The 18,561-nt window shown below is 64.7% G+C and carries 17 protein-coding genes; 2 read left to right on the top strand and 15 right to left on the bottom strand.

Going from position 1 to position 18,561, the window contains the following annotated elements:
- Positions 1–23: 23 nt before the first annotated feature.
- The 14 genes from recN to ftsW all read right to left on the bottom strand — a co-directional run bounded on the left by recN (position 24) and on the right by ftsW (position 14,623).
- Positions 24–1,673 carry a DNA repair protein RecN gene (gene recN / locus PVW51_RS11045; protein ID WP_274575098.1) on the bottom strand — a complete coding sequence of 550 codons (1,650 nt, stop codon included), beginning with the start codon at positions 1,671–1,673 and terminating at the stop codon, positions 24–26.
- Between the two features lie 38 nt (positions 1,674–1,711).
- Positions 1,712–2,584: an outer membrane protein assembly factor BamD gene (locus tag PVW51_RS11040; RefSeq protein ID WP_114276565.1), complete on the bottom strand. Its 873-nt coding sequence runs from the start codon at positions 2,582–2,584 to the stop codon at positions 1,712–1,714.
- Positions 2,585–2,785: 201 nt separating this feature from the next.
- Entirely contained in the window at positions 2,786–3,706 is a 921-nt protein-coding gene (lpxC, locus tag PVW51_RS11035; protein WP_114277492.1) for a UDP-3-O-acyl-N-acetylglucosamine deacetylase, read from the bottom strand.
- Between the two features lie 206 nt (positions 3,707–3,912).
- Positions 3,913–5,565, bottom strand: a complete 1,653-nt coding sequence (ftsZ, locus tag PVW51_RS11030; protein ID WP_274575097.1) for a cell division protein FtsZ — start codon at positions 5,563–5,565, stop codon at positions 3,913–3,915.
- A gap of 175 nt (positions 5,566–5,740) precedes the next feature.
- On the bottom strand, positions 5,741–7,075 hold the full coding sequence (ftsA, locus tag PVW51_RS11025) for a cell division protein FtsA (RefSeq protein ID WP_205388287.1): 1,335 nt from the start codon (positions 7,073–7,075) through the stop codon (positions 5,741–5,743).
- Positions 7,076–7,105: 30 nt separating this feature from the next.
- Entirely contained in the window at positions 7,106–7,990 is an 885-nt protein-coding gene (locus PVW51_RS11020; RefSeq protein WP_269363681.1) for a cell division protein FtsQ/DivIB, read from the bottom strand.
- Positions 7,978–8,919 (bottom strand): D-alanine--D-alanine ligase, encoded by a 942-nt coding sequence (locus PVW51_RS11015; RefSeq protein WP_274575096.1) that lies wholly within the window; start codon positions 8,917–8,919, stop codon positions 7,978–7,980. Before PVW51_RS11015 ends, PVW51_RS11020 begins: the two co-directional genes overlap by 13 nt.
- Positions 8,920–8,981: 62 nt before the next feature.
- On the bottom strand, positions 8,982–9,929 hold the full coding sequence (gene murB, locus PVW51_RS11010) for a UDP-N-acetylmuramate dehydrogenase (RefSeq protein WP_274575095.1): 948 nt from the start codon (positions 9,927–9,929) through the stop codon (positions 8,982–8,984).
- A 57-nt stretch (positions 9,930–9,986) separates the two neighbouring features.
- Complete coding sequence (locus PVW51_RS11005) at positions 9,987–10,280, bottom strand: hypothetical protein (RefSeq protein ID WP_274575094.1); 294 nt, start codon at positions 10,278–10,280, stop codon at positions 9,987–9,989.
- Complete coding sequence (locus PVW51_RS11000; RefSeq protein ID WP_269363687.1) at positions 10,277–10,549, bottom strand: DUF2484 family protein; 273 nt, start codon at positions 10,547–10,549, stop codon at positions 10,277–10,279. Before PVW51_RS11000 ends, PVW51_RS11005 begins: the two co-directional genes overlap by 4 nt.
- On the bottom strand, positions 10,546–10,797 hold the full coding sequence (locus PVW51_RS10995) for a DUF2484 family protein (RefSeq protein WP_114276572.1): 252 nt from the start codon (positions 10,795–10,797) through the stop codon (positions 10,546–10,548). The genes PVW51_RS11000 and PVW51_RS10995 overlap by 4 nt, the downstream gene beginning before the upstream one ends.
- A 113-nt stretch (positions 10,798–10,910) precedes the next feature.
- Positions 10,911–12,332 (bottom strand): UDP-N-acetylmuramate--L-alanine ligase, encoded by a 1,422-nt coding sequence (gene murC, locus PVW51_RS10990; protein ID WP_114276573.1) that lies wholly within the window; start codon positions 12,330–12,332, stop codon positions 10,911–10,913.
- On the bottom strand, positions 12,329–13,429 hold the full coding sequence (locus PVW51_RS10985) for a UDP-N-acetylglucosamine--N-acetylmuramyl-(pentapeptide) pyrophosphoryl-undecaprenol N-acetylglucosamine transferase (RefSeq protein ID WP_274575092.1): 1,101 nt from the start codon (positions 13,427–13,429) through the stop codon (positions 12,329–12,331). The genes murC and PVW51_RS10985 overlap by 4 nt, the downstream gene beginning before the upstream one ends.
- A 24-nt stretch (positions 13,430–13,453) precedes the next feature.
- Positions 13,454–14,623 (bottom strand): putative lipid II flippase FtsW, encoded by a 1,170-nt coding sequence (gene ftsW, locus PVW51_RS10980; RefSeq protein ID WP_269363692.1) that lies wholly within the window; start codon positions 14,621–14,623, stop codon positions 13,454–13,456.
- Between the two features lie 197 nt (positions 14,624–14,820).
- On the opposite strand from ftsW, the gene PVW51_RS10975 reads away from it, so the two are divergent.
- Positions 14,821–15,996 carry an NAD(P)/FAD-dependent oxidoreductase gene (locus tag PVW51_RS10975; RefSeq protein WP_274575090.1) on the top strand — a complete coding sequence of 392 codons (1,176 nt, stop codon included), beginning with the start codon at positions 14,821–14,823 and terminating at the stop codon, positions 15,994–15,996.
- Here PVW51_RS10975 and murD read toward each other — a convergent pair whose 3' ends face one another.
- Positions 15,997–17,397, bottom strand: coding sequence for a UDP-N-acetylmuramoyl-L-alanine--D-glutamate ligase (gene murD, locus PVW51_RS10970; protein WP_274575088.1), 1,401 nt, complete (start codon positions 17,395–17,397; stop codon positions 15,997–15,999). It abuts the gene before it with no gap.
- A gap of 73 nt (positions 17,398–17,470) precedes the next feature.
- On the opposite strand from murD, the gene PVW51_RS10965 reads away from it, so the two are divergent.
- Positions 17,471–18,382 carry a glutaminase gene (locus tag PVW51_RS10965; RefSeq protein WP_114276578.1) on the top strand — a complete coding sequence of 304 codons (912 nt, stop codon included), beginning with the start codon at positions 17,471–17,473 and terminating at the stop codon, positions 18,380–18,382.
- Positions 18,383–18,561 lie beyond the last annotated feature (179 nt).

Genomic DNA, 18,561 nt, shown 5'->3' with positions numbered 1-18,561 from the left:
GGGAGAGGCACCGGGCAAACCCACTACCCTGCCAACAAAGCCTCTGCCGCCGCGCGGGCCGCATCGGTCACCTGGTCGCCGGACAACATCCGCGCGACCTCGTCCACCCGTTCGGGCGGGCTGAGCGGGACAACGGTCGAGGTGGTCATGCCCTTGCTGACCGCCTTGGCCACACGCCAGTGATGCGCGCCAAGTGCCGCGACCTGCGGCGAATGGGTCACCACCAGCACCTGCCCCCCGGCGGCCAGCGCCGACAGCCGCCGGCCCACGGCATCCGCGGTTGCCCCGCCGACACCCCGGTCGATCTCGTCGAAAATCAGGGTCAGGCCCGGTTGCCCCTGGGTCAGACAGACCTTGAGCGCCAGCAGGAAGCGGCTCAGCTCCCCGCCCGAGGCGATCTTGCCCAGCGGCCCGGCGGGCGCACCGGGGTTGGTGGCCACGGTGAAAGACACGGTGTCCCGCCCCTCGGGGCCGGGCTCTTCCGGTTCGATCCGGGTTTCAAACACCGCGCGTTCCATTTTCAGCGGCGCAAGTTCCGCCGTCACCGCCTTGTCCAGCTTGCGGGCGGCCCTTGCCCGTGCCGCGCTCAGCGCCTCGGCCGCAGCGTCGTAATCCGCCTCGGCCTCGCGCACCGCCTTTTCCAGCCCCGCCTGTGCCGCCTCTCCCGCGTCCAGCGCCTCCAGCTTGGCGCGCAGGGTGCCTGCGAAACCGGCCAGCTCGTCCGGTGCCACGTCATGTTTGCGTGCCAGGGCGCGGATCGCGAACAGCCGTTCCTCGGTCTCTTCCAGTTCCAGCGGGTTGAACGACATCTGGTCGATGGCATCGGCCACGCCTGACATCGCCTCGTCCAGTTCCACCATGGCGCGGTTCAGCGCGGCCATCGGCGCCTCCAGCGCGCCCTCGGCACGGGAGGCCGCCCCGTCCAGCCAGCGCAGCGCATCGCCAAGCTGCTGCTCCGCGCCGTTCTGGCCCATGATCTCATAGGCGTTGACCACATCGGCGCGGATTTTCTCTGCCCCCTGCATCAGGCGGCGCTTGGTATCCAGCGTGGCTTCCTCGCCCTCCTGCGGATCCAGCTTGTCCAGCTCGGCAACCGCGTGACGCAGGAATTCCTCCTCCGCCGCGATGGCATCGCGCTCTGCCGCAGCCACCTGCGCTGCCTTGCGGGCCGCCGACAGGGCCGCCCAGGCCCGGCGGCAGCGCCCAATCGCATCCGCGTTGCCGGCAAAATCGTCCAGGATACTGCGGTGGCCGCGCGGGTTCAGCAGGCCGCGGTCGTCGTGCTGGCCATGCAGTTCCACCAGCGTGTCGGAAAGCGCGCGCAGCACCTCGCCGGAACAGCGGCGGTCGTTGACCCAGGATGTCTTGCGCCCGTCAGAGCTGTTGATGCGCCGCAGGATCAGCTCATCCCCGCCCGGCAGCCCCGCCTCTTCCAGCACCGCATGGGCAGCATGTCCCGGCGGCAGATCGAACCAGGCGGTCACCTCGCCCTGCTCTGCCCCCTGCCGGACCAGATCGGCACGCCCGCGCCAGCCCAGCACGAACCCCAGACTGTCGAGAAGAATGGATTTGCCCGCCCCGGTTTCACCGGTCAGCACGTTAAGACCCGGCTGAAAGCCAAGCTCCAGCCGGTCGATGATCAGCATATCCGAAATATCGAGTCCGCGCAGCATGACAGCTTTCCGATGGGCCGGTGGTTATCCCACCTTGCTTACAACCACTCGCCCTTGATGGTCTGCCGGTAAATCGCGCCCAGCCAGTTGTTCTTGTAAAACTTCGGCTCCAGCCCCTGCCCGGTCAACAGCTTGTAGCTGTCCTCGTACCAGTCACTGCCCCGGAAGTTATGCCCAAGGATCGCACCGGCGGTTTGCGCCTCGTGGTTCAGGCCCAGCGACAGGTAGGATTCGACAAGACGGTGCAGCGCTTCGGCGGTGTGGCTTGTGGTCTGGAAATCCTCGACCACCACACGGAACCGGTTGATCGCCGCCGTATAATGGTTGCGCCGCAGATAGTAGCGACCGATCTCCATCTCCTTGCCGGCCAGATGGTCGAAGGCCAGGTCGAACTTGAGAATCGCCGCCTTGGCATATTCGCTGTCTGGATAACGTTCGATCACGTCACGTAGGGATTGCAGCGCCTGAAAGGTCAGGCCCTGGTCCCGGCCCACTTCGTCAATCTGGTCGTAATAGCTCAGCGCCAGCAGGTACTGGGCATAGGCCGCATCGTCATCGTCTGGATAAAAGTCGATGAAACGCTGCGCGGCGGAACGGCTGTTGGGGTAATCCTGATCCTGATGATAGGAAAACGCCTGCATGATCAGCGCGCGCTTGGCCCATTCGGAATAGGGATAGAGCCGCTCGATCTCCGCAAAGTAGAAGGCCGCTTCCTCGGGCTGGCGGCGGTTCAGCTCGAATTCACCGCGTTCGAAAATCTGCTCCGCCGAATAGGTCTCAAGCGGGATTTCCTGCGGATTGAAGAAACTCTTGGTAAGGCGGCCCGTATTCTGACTGCCCCCACAGGCGCCGAGGGTGGCAACAAGGAGCACGGTGCCGATCATGCGCTTGCGCGACATCTTTCGAGACATGCGTTACCCCCTTCGTCCGGTCCTGGCGAGGGTCTTGTGACCCCTGTTAAGCATCTGACTAGCACAATATTTTGCGATGCAAAACTTCGTTTCCACGCTTTGTAGCAAGGTGGCGTTCAAAAGTTGCACAACAATTGCGCCAGATGGCGTTGCATTGGAAATACAGCGCCTTGTGGCATGATTCAATGGGGGTAAATCGACTTAGGCGACCTGCGGGATCTCGTCCCAGACCAGCCCGTAGCCGGGCAGCCGGGCCGCCATTGTCGGATCGCATTTCACCAGCCGGACCGCGTCCGGGGTGGCGAAAAGCGCGCGCAGCAGCGTGTTGGTCAGCGAATGGCCCGCGCGGTACCCCGTGTAATGGCCCAGCAGCGGCGCACCGGCCAGCGCCAGGTCGCCCAGGGCATCCAGCATCTTGTGGCGCACGGGCTCATCCGCATGGCGCAGCCCGCCCGGCGTCAGGATCGCGGCACCGTCGACCACCACGGCGTTTTCCGCCGTGCCGCCGAGCGCCAGACCATTGGCACGCATCGCCTCCACGTCTGCGCGGCGGCAGAAGGTGCGGCTGTCGCAAAGCTCGCGTGCAAAGGAGCCGTTGTTCATCACCAATGTCTTTTGCTGGTGCCCGATGGCGGCATCGGCAAAGTCGATCTCGAAATCAATGCGCAGCGTATCGGCGGGCGCCAGGGTTGCACGTGCTTCCCCATCGGTCACGGTCACTTCCTTGAGCACTTCAAAGGCCATGACCGGGGCCGCCAGCACACGGATGCCGCGCTGCATGAAACCGCGCACGAACTGCACGGCGGACCCATCCAGGATCGGCACTTCGGGGCCGTCAATCTCGATCAGGGCGTTGTGGATGCCACAGCCTGCCAGCGCCGCCATGATATGTTCCACGGTCGAGACATGCAGACCGGCGGCATTTTCCAGCTTTGTGCAGAGCGGCGAACGGTTGACCGCATCCCAGCGCGCCGGGATCATCCGGTCGCCCAGGGCGATGTCGGTCCGCTTGAACCAGATGCCGTGATGCGCGCTGGCGGGATTCACGGTCACCGTGGCGGGCGCACCGGAGTGCAGGCCATGGCCACCGAAGGAGATCGGAGATTTGATGGTTGTTTGCACGGGCTCGTCCTCAGGGTTCATAGATCGTTGTCTAAGTTGAACCCACAAGTAGGGATGCCGTTCGTTACACTCAATTCAATCTTTGCAACCGACTGAAACATGACCGTAACAATTGGGCACAAATGTGCTGGGGCGTCTGCAATTCATTGATAACAAAAGAAAAGGGCCGCCTATTGGCGGCCCGCTTCGTCACATGATGTGAGGTCTCAGTTTGCCTGACGGCGCAGGAAGGCGGGGATTTCGATGCGTTCCTGGTCCGGATCGGCCTCATGCGAGGGCTGAGGTGCCGCCGATGCGCTGCGCTGGGGCGCCTGCTGAACCGGGGGCTGCTGGCGCACCGGGCGCTGCTGCGGCTGGGCCTGGGCTTCGCCTTCGCCATGGCCGGTCATGCGGTTGATCAGGGAGTTGATGCCGAAACGTGGCTTGTCCTGACCACCCTGCCCGGCCGGTGCGGCCTGCTGCGGGCGTTGCTGCGGTGCGGCGGCACGGGGCTGCTGCTCCGGGTTGGCCTTTTGCGCAGCGGCGCGCAGACGGGCCAGCGCCTCGGGCGACGGGGTGCCGGGTGCGGGCGCACGGGGCGCGACATAGCTTTCCGCCTCGGCTTCCGCCTCGATGCTGTCTTCCTCATGGCGCGGTTCGAAAGCGGCAACCTGAGGCTGATAGGCAGGCGCCGGCAGGCCGTCGTTCTCGTCAGTGGATTCATCGGCAAAGATGTCCTCTGCCTGCTCTTCGGCGGCCACACGCTGCACATCCATGTCATTGAACAGCGGTTGCTGGTCTTCCTGCGCGACAGAGGCGGCGGCAGCGGCAACAGGCGCTTCTTCGGTCAGGGTCTGCGGCTTCAGCGGCTGGCTCATGGAGCGGCGCGGCACCGGCATTTCGGTGTTCACATCGGTGGCGTCGATCCCTGTCGCCACGACGCTCACGCGCATCACGCCGCCCATGCCCTCGTCCATGGTGGAACCGACGATGATGTTGGCCTCGGGGTCCACTTCCTCGCGGATGCGGTTGGCGGCCTCGTCCAGTTCGAACAGGGTCAGGTCAGCACCGCCGGTGATGTTGATCAGCACGCCCTTGGCACCGCGCAGGCTGATTTCGTCCAGCAGCGGGTTGGCAATGGCCTTTTCGGCGGCCTGGATGGCGCGATCTTCGCCCTCGGCCTCGCCGGTGCCCATCATCGCCTTGCCCATTTCGTCCATCACGGCGCGGACATCGGCAAAGTCGAGGTTGATCAGGCCCGGACGGACCATCAGGTCGGTCACGCCCTTGACGCCCTGATACAGAACGTCATCGGCCATCGAGAAGGCTTCGGTAAAGGTGGTTTTCTCATTCGCCAGCCGGAACAGGTTCTGGTTGGGGATGATGATCAGCGTATCGACAACCTTTTGCAGCGCCTCGACGCCGTCCTCGGCCTGACGCATCCGCTTGGCACCCTCGAACTGGAACGGCTTGGTCACGACGCCGACGGTCAGCACGCCCAATTCGCGGGCGGCCTGCGCGATGATCGGGGCTGCACCCGTCCCGGTGCCGCCGCCCATGCCCGCAGTGATAAAGCACATATGCGCCCCTGCCAGGTGGTCGACGATCTGTTCGATTGATTCTTCGGCGGCCGCAGCACCGACAGAGGCGCGCGCCCCGGCGCCCAGACCCTCGGTCACTTTGATGCCAAGCTGCACCTTGTTCTCTGCGCGGGCCTGCTGCAACGCCTGGGCGTCCGTGTTGGCCACGACGAAATCCACGCCATCCAGTTGTTTTTCGATCATATTATTGACCGCGTTACCACCGGCGCCGCCAACACCGAAAACGGTGATGCGAGGTTTCAGATCGTCCTGTCCGGGCATAGAAAGGTTCAGTGTCATGTGCTGTCCGCCTGTTTTTTAGCCCACGTCCCATGAGCGCTTCTTCGTCATAAATTCAGGCGATCTTAACGGTCTGAGGCCGTATCGTCACCTATAAAACACCATAATTACGCAACATATGGGCAAATTCTTGCTGATTTTGCCTCTATGTCGGTCCCGCCACTCCATATTGCGATCACCAGTTGTCACGGAACCATTTGACCGCACGTTTGAGCGACCGAGCCGGGTATCTGTCGGCGGGAATGTCGAAATCCCACCATTCGTCCTGTGGATGCGCCGCAAAGAGCGACAGGCCCACCGCGCTGGCAAAACCCGGACCCGTTGCCGCCTGGGGCAGGCCATGCACCCGCAGCGGGCGACCCAGCCGCACCTGCTGGCCCAGGATCTTGCTGGCCAGCCCGTCCAGACCCGGAATCTGACTGCCGCCGCCGGTAAGTACAATCTGTTGGCTGGGCAGGTGGTCGAATCCGGCGGCATCCAGCCGGACCCGGACCTCTTCCAGAATTTCCTCCACCCTGGGCCGCATGATGCCGATCAGTTCGGCGCGGCTGGCGGTCCGGCGGTCATGTTCGTAATCGCCGGTCTCGCCGCCGATCTCGATCATCTCGCGGTCGTCCATCCCGGTGGCATGTACGCCGCCATAGAAGGTCTTGATCCGCTCGGCGTTTGCGGTGGGCACCTGCAACCCCATGGAAATATCCGAGGTCACGTGATCGCCGCCCATGCGCACGCAATCCGCATAGATCATGTGTTTCTTGATAAAGATCGACACCCCGGTCGACCCGCCGCCCATGTCGATACAGGCCGCGCCCAGTTCCTGTTCATCCTCAACCAGAGAGGAAATGCCCGAGACATAGGCCGAGTTCGCGATACCGGCCAGTTCCAGGTCGCAACGTTTGATGCAATGTGCCAGGTGCTGCACGGCGGCGGCATCGACGGTCAGCATGTGCATGTCCACCGACAGGCTGTTACCCAGCTGGCCCCGCGGGTCGATCAGCCCGGACCGGTGGTCCAGTGCAAAGTTCACCGGCTGCGCATGCAGCACTTCGCGGTCCTCGCCGTATTCGGGCACATCGCAATTGGCCAGCACCTGGGCCACGTCCTGTTCGGTCACCGCCTGACCTTCCAGGTCGATCTGGGCATCCAGCCCGTAGCTGCGCGGCTCCGCCCCGGAGAAACAGGCGATCACGTGATCGACGCGGATGCCCGCCATCTTCTGCGCCGCCTGCAGGGCAGTGCGGATGGCACGCTCGGTCTCGCTCATCACGCAGATTTCGCCAAAGCGGACCCCGCGCGACCGGGTTGTCGCGGCACCGATGACGCGGAATCCCGACTGACCGGCCAGCGATCCGATCTCGCCCTCTTCGCCCAGTTCGCCACTGCCGTCGAAGCGCAGCACAAGACATGCGATCTTGGAACTGCCCACGTCGAGAATGGCCACAACGCCCCGCTGCATCGCAACCCTGCGCATGTTCCGCATCGAGCGTTGACTGTCGTAAAGGTCCATCATCGTGTCACTGCCTTGTGATATGGCCGGGACTTATTGTCCCGTGCTCTGCCTTATGTCCCACCACGCTTCGGTGGCTTCTTGTGTCAACCTGACCGTGGGCCGCTGGGCCAGCCGCATGTCCACGCGGGACACGTCGCGGCTGAGCACCTCCTGCGCGCCTTCCAGCGCGATGACCCGCTCCAGCGCCGGGATCGCGTCATATTCGGGCAGCATGATCCGCTGGTCGCGGTCCAGCACCACATCCCAGCGCCGCGCACCCATCCGGACCAGCCCGCGCAGGCGCCCGGCGATCGGTTTGGTTGTCTTGATCAGCTCCAGCGCCTCCGGCACATGGCGCGCCGCCCCTTCGCCCGCGATCAGCGGCAGATCGGGGCGCAGGGCCCGGTTGGCGATCTGGCCCACGGGCGCACCGCCATCATCCACAAGCGTCAGCCCCTCGGCCGTGCGCCAGATTGCCACCGGCACCCGGGGCTTCACGATGACCTGCAACACCCCGCCCGGTTTAATCCGGACATTCGCATTCTTCACGCTGCTCAGGGATGTGATCGTGCTGCGGACCTGGCCCAGGTCCAGATCGAAGGAACTGAGCGGAAATTCGATGGGCACGGCGGTCCGGATTTCGGCGGCCAGCGGCCCGTCAGCCCCGTCGATGGCCATCAGCTTGACCATGAATTCGGGCCGTTCCTCGACCGCGCGGCGCGCATCGGCCACGGCCTCGGTGATTGCGCTCCGGCGCGCGTCGTCAGCCAGATAGATTGTCCCGGCCAGCAGCGTCAGGCAAAAGGGCACCCCTGCCCGCAGCATCAGCCGGAATCCCGGCGTCAGCATCAGCCGCTGCATGCGCCAGGCCCAGCGCGAGGGGGCGGGATCGGCCTTGACCGATGTGGGGGCCTTGCGCCGGATCAGCGACCGCATGAGGCATCCTCCACCATCCAGGCGCAGAAGTCGGGAAAGGACATGCCGCAGCTCTGCGCCTGTTCGGGTGACAGCGAGGTGGCGGTCATGCCCGGCTGGGTGTTTGTCTCCAGCAGGATCAGCCCGTCGGCGCCGCGTGTCTCGTCCCAGCGGAAATCGGTGCGGCTGACCCCCCGGCATCCCAGCGCCTCATGGGCGCGCAGGGCATAGTCCAGGCAGAGGTCGAAGATGTCCTGTGGAATGTCGGCGGGCACCACATGGGTCGATCCGCCTTCCTTGTACTTGGCATCGTAGTCGTACCAGCCGGTTGTGATGATGTCGGTCACCGTCAGGGCGCGCGCGTCACCGCCGGCCCGGGACCCCATCACCGTGGTGGTCAGCTCGCGCCCCGGCGCATAGGTTTCGACCATGACGAACTCAGGCATGGCATCGTCAAGCTGCGGCGGACCGTTGTTTTCCGCATTCACCAGATAGACCCCGACAGAGGAGCCTTCGTTGTTCGGCTTGACCACATAGGGCGGCGGCATGACATGCTGCGCCATCACCTCGGCCTTGCGGCAGATCACGCTGTCCACCACCGGCAGACCGGCGCTGCGATAGACTTCCTTGCTGCGCTGCTTGTCCATTGCCAGGGCCGAGGCAAGAACGCCTGAATGGCTGTAGGGCAGCCCCATCCATTCCAGCAGACCCTGCACGCAGCCATCCTCGCCCCAGCGTCCATGCAGGCAGTTCAGGATGGCATCGGGATTGAGATCGGTCAGAACGGCACAAAGATCGCGGCCTGCATCGACCTCGACCACGTTATATCCGCCATGTTCCCGCAGTGCAGCGGCGCATGCGCGCCCGGTTGAGAGAGACACCTCGCGCTCTGCCGAGAGTCCGCCCAATAGTACCGCCACTGTCGGGGTTGTCCTGCTCGACGTACCCACTGGAGTGCCTTTGTCCCGGACCGTTCTGGCCCATTGTTCTTATTGTTTTCGCCGTTTTCGGCTTATGCCTCTGCGTCCGGCGCGCCTTGAAATTCGCCGATCCGCATGATTTCCCATTCTAGCGTGATCCCGCTTGAATCGTAAACCTTTTTTCGCACCTGCTCACCAAGGTTTTCCAGGTCAGCCGCGGTTGCGTTCTCCGCATTGATCAGAAAGTTCGGGTGTTTCGGGCTCATCTGTGCCCCGCCCAGGCGCGCGCCGCGCATCCCGGCCTCGTCGATCACCTTCCAGGCTTTCAGATCATGCACGTCATCGGCCTGCCCGGTGCTGGAAAACCCCGCCGGATTGCGAAAGGTACTGCCTGCGGAACGGTCCTTGGTCGGCTGGGTTTCATCGCGCCTGGCCAGTTGCGCGGTCATCCGCGCATGCAGCGCCTCAGGGTCGCCTTTTGGCGGGGCGAACACCGCGCTGACAATCACTGCACCCTCGGGCAAGTCACTCTGGCGATAGCGGAAATTCAGGTCCCCGGCGGTCAGGGTCACGATCTCTCCCGCACGGGTGACCACCTGCGCACTGACGAAGTGATCCGCCGCATAGCTGCCGTAACAGCCGGCGTTCATGCGCACCGCCCCGCCGATGCTGCCCGGGATCGTGCGCAGGAATGTCAGGTCCAGACCGGCATCCGCCGCCTTGCGTGCCACATGGGCATCCAGCGCCGCGGCCCCGGCGATGACATGATCCCCGTCAATCTCTATCCCGTTGAAGCCGCGCCCCAGCCGGATCACCACGGCGCGCAACCCGCCGTCGCGCACGATCAGGTTGGAGCCGACTCCCATGGGGAAAACCGCCACCTCATCGGGCAAATCGCGCAGAAAACCGCTCAGGTCCTCCGGATCGGCGGGCTGGAACAGGTAATCCGCCGGGCCACCGACACGCAGCCAGGTCAGATCATTCAGCGGGCGTCGCGCCGTCAGCTTGCCGCGCACGGCCGGAAAGGAAATCTTGTTCATACCGCCCGATTAGCCGCAAAGGCCGGAGCCGTCAAACCGTGGCGCGCGCACGGCGGCTCAGCGCGTCTGGTCATCCACCCGGCTGGCCCGGAACTGCCGCACCAGGCGACCGGCCAGCCAGCCGAAACCGAAGGCGCAAAGCCCGTAGAGCACCAGCGCCGCCTGCGCCATCAGCGCATTGCCCTCTAGCGGGGTGGCATTCAGATGCAGGGCCATCCACAGCATGTTCAGCGCCATGCCCAGGATCAGCACGCCCAGAAAGCCCAGGAGCCGCGCGCGGTATCCCTGAAAGGCACAGGCCAGCATCCAGACGGCAAGCACCGCGATCAGCGCCATGATGGTCGGGCTCATTCCGCAGGCCCCTTGATTTCAACCCGGCCCGCGCCCCGGCGCAGCCAGCGCATCAGGTAGATCACCGGCCAGCGCAGCACCGAACAGCCGCCCGCCAGCACCAGCAGGCCGATCCAGGGCCCATGCTGCATCGTGACATAGCCCAGAATCGGAATACCGATGGCAATCAGGATATAGGCGTTGCGCCAGTGGTAGTCCTTGCTGGGTGTCATCGCGATGACATTTGCCGAAAGCGCCCAGAGACAGGCCAGGATGAGCGATGGGCTCACTGCGGGACCTCAAAGCTCTGACCGCGCAGCCGGGCGATCAGGTAGCGCAGGGGGTTGCGGTACATCGACACGAAGGCGGCGATGGCCAGAAGCGCCATGAACCAGCCGACATGAAGCGCAATCGCGACGATCAGCACCGGTGCCGACAGCAGCAGGGCCACCCCCGGCACATATTGCCGGCGCATCGGCAGCATTGCCACCGCCGCTGATGCCAGCACCCATAGAACGGAAATCCACAATAATGTCATAGCTGCTGCTCCTTCTTCGTCTCGTCGCCGCCCCTTTCCGGGGCTCTTTGATCAGCCGGGCCGCGGTGTTGGATCACAGGCAAGCGGCAGAATTATGGCCAAGAGGCCCGCCGTCAGGCGGCGGCCCCCTTGAGAGCGCGTAGTTTTTCCGGCAGCGCATTGGCCCAGGCGCTGATTGTCCCTGCCCCGAGACAAACCACCATGTCGCCCGGTCCGGCCTGTTCGCGCACCAGGCGCATCAGATCTTCCTCGTTCTGGACCGCACGGGCGTGGCGATGGCCATGGCGGATCAGCCCCGCCACCAGACCGTCGCGGTCTGCGCCCTCGATCGGGTCTTCGCCTGCGGCATAGACCTCGGCAATGCCCACCACATCGGCATCATTGAAACAGGCGCAGAATTCCTCGAAATGGTGATGCAGACGGGTGTAGCGGTGCGGCTGGTGCACGGCGATCACCCGGCCCTCCGTCGCCTGACGCGCGGCTTTCAGCACCGCGGCAATCTCGACCGGATGGTGGCCATAGTCGTCGATGATGGTGACCCCGTCCACTTCGCCCACCTTGGTAAAGCGCCGGTTGACCCCGCCAAAACTTTTCAGCGCCGCGCGGATCTCGTCGCGCTTCATGCCCAGATGGCGCGCCACCGCAACCGCGCTCAGCGCGTTGGAGACGTTGTGATCCCCCGGCATCGGCAGTTCGCAGCCTTCGATCACCGCCCCTTCGGCCTGCAGGTGAATGTCAAAATGCGCCACGCCGCCCTTGTAGGTCAGGTTCCGCGCGCGCACATCGGCCTGGGCGTTGAACCCATAGGTGACAACGCGGCGGTCGGTGATCTTGCCCACCAGCGCCTGCACCTCGGGATGATCGGTGCAGCAGACCGCCAGACCGTAGAAGGGAATGTTGGACACGAAATCAAGGAAACCCTGCCGCAGCCTGTCGAAATCGCCCCAATGTTCCATATGCTCGGGGTCGATGTTGGTGACGATGGCAATGGTTGCGGGCAGGCGGTTGAAGGTGCCGTCGCTTTCGTCGGCCTCCACCACCATCCATTCGCCCTGCCCCATGCGCGCATTCGATCCATAGGCATGGATGATCCCGCCATTGACCACCGTGGGGTCGATGCCGCCCTTGACCAGCAGTTCCGCAACCATGGTGGTTGTCGTCGTCTTGCCATGGGTGCCCGCGACCGCGATGTTGGATTTCAGCCGCATCAGCTCTGCCAGCATCTCTGCCCGGCGCACGATGGGCAGGCCCGCCAGCCGCGCCGCGTCCAGTTCGGGGTTGCCGGGCTTGATCGCCGAAGAGATGACCACCACTTCGGCATTCTCGATGTTCTCGGCCTTTTGCCCCTCGAAGATTACCGCCCCCAGCTCAGCCAGCCGGTCGGTGATCTTGGTCGTCTTCAGGTCGGAGCCCTGCACCCGGTAGCCGTGGTTGATCAGCACCTCGGCAATGCCCGACATGCCGATGCCGCCAATGCCGACAAAATGGATCGGGCCCACATCGGTGGGCAGTTTGGTGGCCGCTGCTGCGTTCATTTTCGTTTTCCTTCCTGGGCCAGGGTCTCGACCATCTGCGCCAGGGCTTGCGCCGCTTCGGGCTTGCCCACCGAATGGGCCGCCCGCGACATCTGCAATGCGGCGTCGGGCTGTTCGAGAATGCTTTGTATCTGTTCGGCCAGCGCCTCGGGGCTGAGCCTGCTTTCGGGGACCATGATCGCGGCCCCCGCCTCGACCAGCCCGCGCGCATTGGCGGTCTGGTGGTCACCTGTCGCGGCGGCAAAGGGGATCAGGATCGAGGGTCGCCCGATCACCGAGATATCCGCGACCGAAGAGGCCCCGGACCGGCTGATGACCAGCTGCGCCTCGCACATCCGGCGCGGCACATCTTCAAAGAAGGGCTGCACGTCCGCGTCGATGGCGTTCTCGGCGTAGTAATCGGCAACCCGCTGGCCGTCCTCGTCGCGGGCCTGATGGCTGACGCGGATGTTCTTGAGCATGGCAAGCGGCAGTGCGGCCAGCGCGGCGGGCACCACATCGCTCAGGATGCGCGCACCCTGCGAGCCGCCCATCACCAGAATTTCCATCGGATAGTCACCGGGGGGGATATAGCCCGCGCCTGCCCGGTCGAGCACCGCGGCGCGCACCGGGTTGCCCACATGCACAGCTTCCACCCCCTCGGGCAACTCCGTCGGCCAGGTGCCGCAGGCCATGGCATCGACCCGTTTGGCAAAGATCGTGTTGACCCGGCCCAGCACGCCGTTCTGTTCATGGATCATGCGCGGCACCCGCAACAGGGTTGCCGCCGACAGCGCCGGGATCGACGGATATCCGCCAAAGCCCACAACCACGGCAGGCCGGTCGCGCATCATCCGCAGGGCGGCCCCCAGCGCCCCCGCACCGATGCGCAGCGGCACCATCGCCTTGGCCAGCACACCGCCCCGCGCAAAGGTGGCGGAACTGACCTGGCTGATTTCGACCTCCGCCGGGAACCCGCCGGTATAGCGCGCGCCGCGTGCGTCGGTGGACAGGCGCACCCGCCAGCCGCGCGTCAGCATCACCTCGGCCAGGGCCTGCGCGGGGAACATGTGGCCCCCGGTGCCTCCGGCTGCGATGATCAACAAGGGTGCGGTCATGGTGTCCTCCGTCCGGGCGCGCCTTCAGCGGGCGCGGCCCCGGCCAAGAATGTCAGAAATCTCGCCCTGCGGCCTGCTGCGCGTGAAGGCCAGCAACATCCCCACCGCGATGCCCGAAGCGATCACCGAAGACCCCCCGTAGCTGACAAATGGCAGGGTCATCCCCTTGGCCGGCAGCAGCCGCACGGCGACGCCCATGTTTATCATGGCCTGCACGCCAAAGATACAGGCAAGCCCGGTGCCCGCCAGCCGCGTGAAAGGGTCCCGTTCACGCACCAGACGCAGCAGCGACCGGACCACGATCACGGTGTAAAGCGCAATGATGCAGAGCACCAGAACCAGCCCGTATTCCTCTGCCGCGACGGCAATGATGAAATCGGTATGGGCATCGGGCAGCGACCATTTCACTTCGCCCTCGCCCACGCCGACACCAAAAAGACCGCCCTCGCGGATTGCATTGGTGGCATAGCCCAACTGCGTGGTCGGATCGACATCGGGGCTGAGAAAGCCATCAATCCGGCGCGCGAAGTGTTCCGAACTGGAATAGGCGAAACTGCCCGCAATCACCACCATCGCGGCCATGCCCACCAGCAGCAGCATCGGCGCCCCGGCGACAAAATACATCACGCCCCAGCCGAACAGCACCAGACAGGCCTGACCGAAGTCGGGCTGCAATGCCAGCATCAGCACGATCGACATGCACAGGGCAAAGGACCAGGCCTTGCCCGGCGGGCCATTGATCTCAAGGCTCGCGGCCAGAAGCCAGGCGGTTGCCACGATAAATCCGGGCTTGAGAAATTCCGAAGGCTGCACACTGGCAAATCCCAGCGAATACCAGCGGGTCGCCCCCTTGCCAAAGTCGGTGCCGAAAAACGGCAGCAGCGCCAGGGCGATGAAGGCGCCGATAAAGCCCAGCACCGCGAGGCGGCGCACCACCACAGGCGACATCATCGAGGTCAGCACCATCGCAAAGATCGCAAGCCCGCCAAAGAAGGCCTGCCTTTGGACATAGTGGAACGGGTCAAACCCGTTCTTGGCAGCCAGCGGCGGCGAGGCGGCCAGCCCCAGCAACATGCCGACAGCGAACAGCATCAATACGCAGGACAAGGCCCAGCGATCCACCGTGCGCCACCATTTTGGAAGAATTGGCTCGCCTTCCCGAACGGGAACCGCGCCATAGACCATCTCTGTCATGGATACACTGCCTTAAACTGCCTCGAACGCCCCATTTTCTGGGGTCTAACTGTCAGCATAACGCCATTTTGCGGATCACGCCAGTCAATTTCCGCCACGCGCCACCGGCACGCCGTGCAATGACGGCGGGCAAAGCGGCGGCACAAGGGGCATCACGCCAACTTGACCCCCCGCTCCGAACCGGGCAAGCCGCTGGCATGAAAGTGGATACGGCAATCATTGGCGCGGGTGCGGCCGGCATGATGTGCGCGGCACATGCCGGGGGGCGTGTGCTTGTGGTCGATCACGCCAGGGCACCGGGCGAAAAGATCCGCATCTCCGGCGGCGGGCGGTGCAATTTCACCAACCTCCACTGCGACCCCTCCGCCTTTCTCAGCCAGAATCCGCATTTCGCGAAATCCGCGCTTGCCCGCTATACCCAATGGGATTTCATCGCTTTGGTCGAAGCCCATGGCATCCCCTGGCATGAAAAGACATTGGGGCAATTGTTCTGTGACACCTCCGCCAAGGATATCGTCGCGATGATGCGCCGGATGATGCAGGTGGCCGGGGCGGAACTGCATTTGCAAACTACCGCATCACAGTTTGCAAAGTCACCAAAGGGCTTTACCTTTGACCTGCAAGGCCCTGATTATACTGGAAAGATCACCGCCAGAAATCTTGTCGTCGCTTCGGGGGGCAAATCCATCCCGAAAATGGGCGCAACCGGCCTTGCCTATGAGATCGCGCGCCGCTTCGACCTGCCGGTGACGGAAACACGCGCGGGCCTTGTGCCCTTCACCTTTGCCGATGGCCGCTTTGCCGAGATATCCGGCGTCGCCACACCGGCCCGCGTCACCGCAGGCGGCACCAGCTTTGACGAGGCGCTGCTGTTCACCCATCGGGGCCTCTCCGGCCCTGCCGTCCTGCAAGCCTCCTCCTATTGGAAAGAGGGTGAGGACATTACGATAAACCTTTGCCCTGAAACAAATATCCTCGATGAGCTGAAAGCACGCCGTCAGGCACGGGGCCGTAAGAACCTGACCACGGAACTGGCCCAGCATCTGCCCGCGCGGCTGGTCGAACACCTGGCCAGCCAGCTGGACCTGAGCGGCAATCTGGCGGATTGGTCAGACACACGTTTGCAAAATCTCGTGACGCATTTGCAAAACTGGCATCTGACCCCCGGCGGCACCGAAGGATACCGCACCGCCGAAGTCACCCTTGGCGGTGTCGATACTGCCGCGCTCTCCTCCCGCTCGATGATGAGCAAGACGGTGCCCGGGCTTTATTTCATTGGCGAAGCGGTGGATGTCACCGGCTGGCTGGGCGGCTACAATTTCCAATGGGCCTGGTCCTCCGCCATGGCGGCCGCCCGCGACATCGCCGGTTGATCAGCCGCCGGTCGCTGCCGCGACCCGTGCCGCGAAATCCTCGCCCCGGCGTTCGAAACTGTCATATTGGTCAAAACTGGCCGCCGCAGGCGCCAGCAGCACCACATCCCCCGGTTCCGCCTCTGCCACCGCGCGGGCCACGGCGACCTCCATCGTGCCACAGACCTCTGCCTCCACGTTCAGCTGCATGGCAAATCCGGCAGCCTCGCGCCCGATCACATAGGCCTTGCGCACGCCGCCCGTGGCAGCGGCCAGCCCTTCCAGCCCGCCTTCCTTCTCAAGTCCGCCACAAATCCAGCGAATCTTGTCGAAAGCCATCAACGCCTTGGCGGCGGAATCCACATTGGTCGCCTTGCTGTCGTTGACATAGCGCACGCCGCCCACCTCCGCGATGGTCTGGGACCGGTGCGGCAACCCGCCAAAGCTGTGAAACGCCGCCTCGATCACCCGTGGCGCCAGCCCCAGCGACCGGCAGGCGGCATAGGCCGCGCAGGCATTCTGATGATTATGCGCCCCCGGCAGCCCCGCCACCCCGCGCAGATCCACGGAAGCCACCTGCTTGCCCTTGCGGTATTCCGACAGGAACCCCTTGCGCGCAAAGACCTGCCAGCCCGGCCCGGTCAGCTTGCGCGTCACGCTGACCCGGATCACCCGGTCATCGGCCCGGCCTTCGGTCATCTGCCCGGCCAGGTATTGCCCCTCCACCTCGTCCACGCCGATCACCGCGCGGTCCGGCCCGCCCTCGGCAAAGAGCCGCCGCTTCGCCGCGAAATAGCCGCCCATCCCATGGTGCCGGTCCAGGTGATCGGGGCTGAGATTGGTGAAGACCGCCACATCCGGCGTCAGCGCCCGCGCCAGATCGGTCTGGTAGCTGCTCAGCTCCAGCACCACGACCTCGCCGTCCACCGCAGGCTCCAGGTCCAGCACCCCGCGGCCGATGTTGCCGGCCAGCTGGCAGGGCCGCCCGGCCTCTTCGAGAATGTGATGGATCAACGCCGAGGTGGTGGATTTCCCGTTCGATCCGGTCACCGCCACCACCCGCGGCATCACGTCGAACCCGTTCCAGTCCGATGTGGCAAAGCTTTGAAAGAACAGGCCGATGTCATTGTCCACCGGCACGCCGGCGTCCAGCGCCGCCGCCACCACCGGGTTCGGTGCCGGGTAAAGATGCGGAATACCGGGGCTGACGATCAGCCGGGCGATGGCTTCGAAGGCACCGGGTTTCTTCAGATCGGCACAGGTCAGCCCCTCGGCCTCTGCCCTGGCGCGGGCATCGGGATTGTCGTCCCAGCACAGCGGCAGGGCACCGCCCGCCACCAGCGCACGCGCCGCCACCAGGCCCGACCGGCCCAGCCCCAGCACCGCCACCTGCGCACCTTCCAATCCCCGTACTGGAATCATTGCATCACCCCTGCTACCCGTTGGCCCGCAGAATGGTCGCAATACGCGCCCTTCACAAGCCGGAGCGCCCAGAATGCCGAACCTCGATACCATCCTGCACCAGCTTGACCAAAAGGCCCGCCTGGATGCCGACTGGGGCCAGGTGGCCAGCTACATTCCGCAGCTGGCCCGGGTCGATCCGGCACAATTCGCGATTTCCGTCGTCACCGCCGATGGCCAGCTGCACCAGGCCGGCGACCATGGCGTGGCTTTCTCCGTCCAGTCGATCACCAAGGTTTTCACCCTTGCCATCGCCCTTGGCCGCTCGGGCGACCAGCTCTGGACACGGGTGGGCCGCGAACCCTCGGGCCGGGCCTTCAACTCCATCGTCCAGCTCGAACAGGAAAACGGCCGCCCCCGCAATCCCTTCATCAACGCAGGCGCCATCGTCACCACCGATGCGGTGCTGGGCAACCGCGCCCCGCGCGAAGCCCTGGCCGAGATCATCCACTTCGTGCGCAGCGCCGCCGGATCCGGCGATATCCACATCAACGAAACCGTCGCGGCCTCGGAAACCGCCTATGGCCACCGCAACTTCGCGCTCGCGCATTTTCTGGCCGCACATGACAATCTGACCAACAGCCCCGACAAGGTGCTGGGCACCTACTTCCACCATTGCGCCATCGAGATGACCACCGCCCAGCTGGCCATGGCGGGCCGCTTCCTGATTCACGCGCCAAACATGCCACGGCTGGTCTCACCCCGCCGCATCCGCCGCCTGAACGCGATGATGCTCACCTGCGGCCATTACGACGGCTCGGGCGACTTCGCCTACCGCGTCGGCATTCCGGGCAAAAGCGGCGTCGGCGGCGGCATCCTCGCCATCGTGCCGCACCAGGCCGCCATCGCGGTCTGGAGCCCGGGTCTCAACCGCTACGGCAATTCCCACCGGGGCACCGAAGCGCTCGCCGAACTGACCACCAGGATGGGCTGGTCGATCTTCTAGAGCGCGCGCCTTTGCCCTGAGGCAGATGACAGCGCCATGTCCCGAGAGCGCGCCGCGCGGCAGGTAATGGCGCTGCAACTTCAAGACGGGGCGCGGTGACCCCCGCTTCATTGTTCCCCAAATATACCGGAGGTGTGGAGGCAGCGCCTCCACCGGCGCGCGCCCCGGCGCGCCGCCCC

The organism is Sulfitobacter sp. PR48 (genome assembly GCF_028807335.1).
Classification (GTDB): Bacteria; Pseudomonadota; Alphaproteobacteria; order Rhodobacterales; family Rhodobacteraceae; genus Sulfitobacter.
The sequence above is the reverse complement of the archived record's forward strand: the minus strand, read 5'-3'. Positions and strand labels throughout refer to the sequence as shown.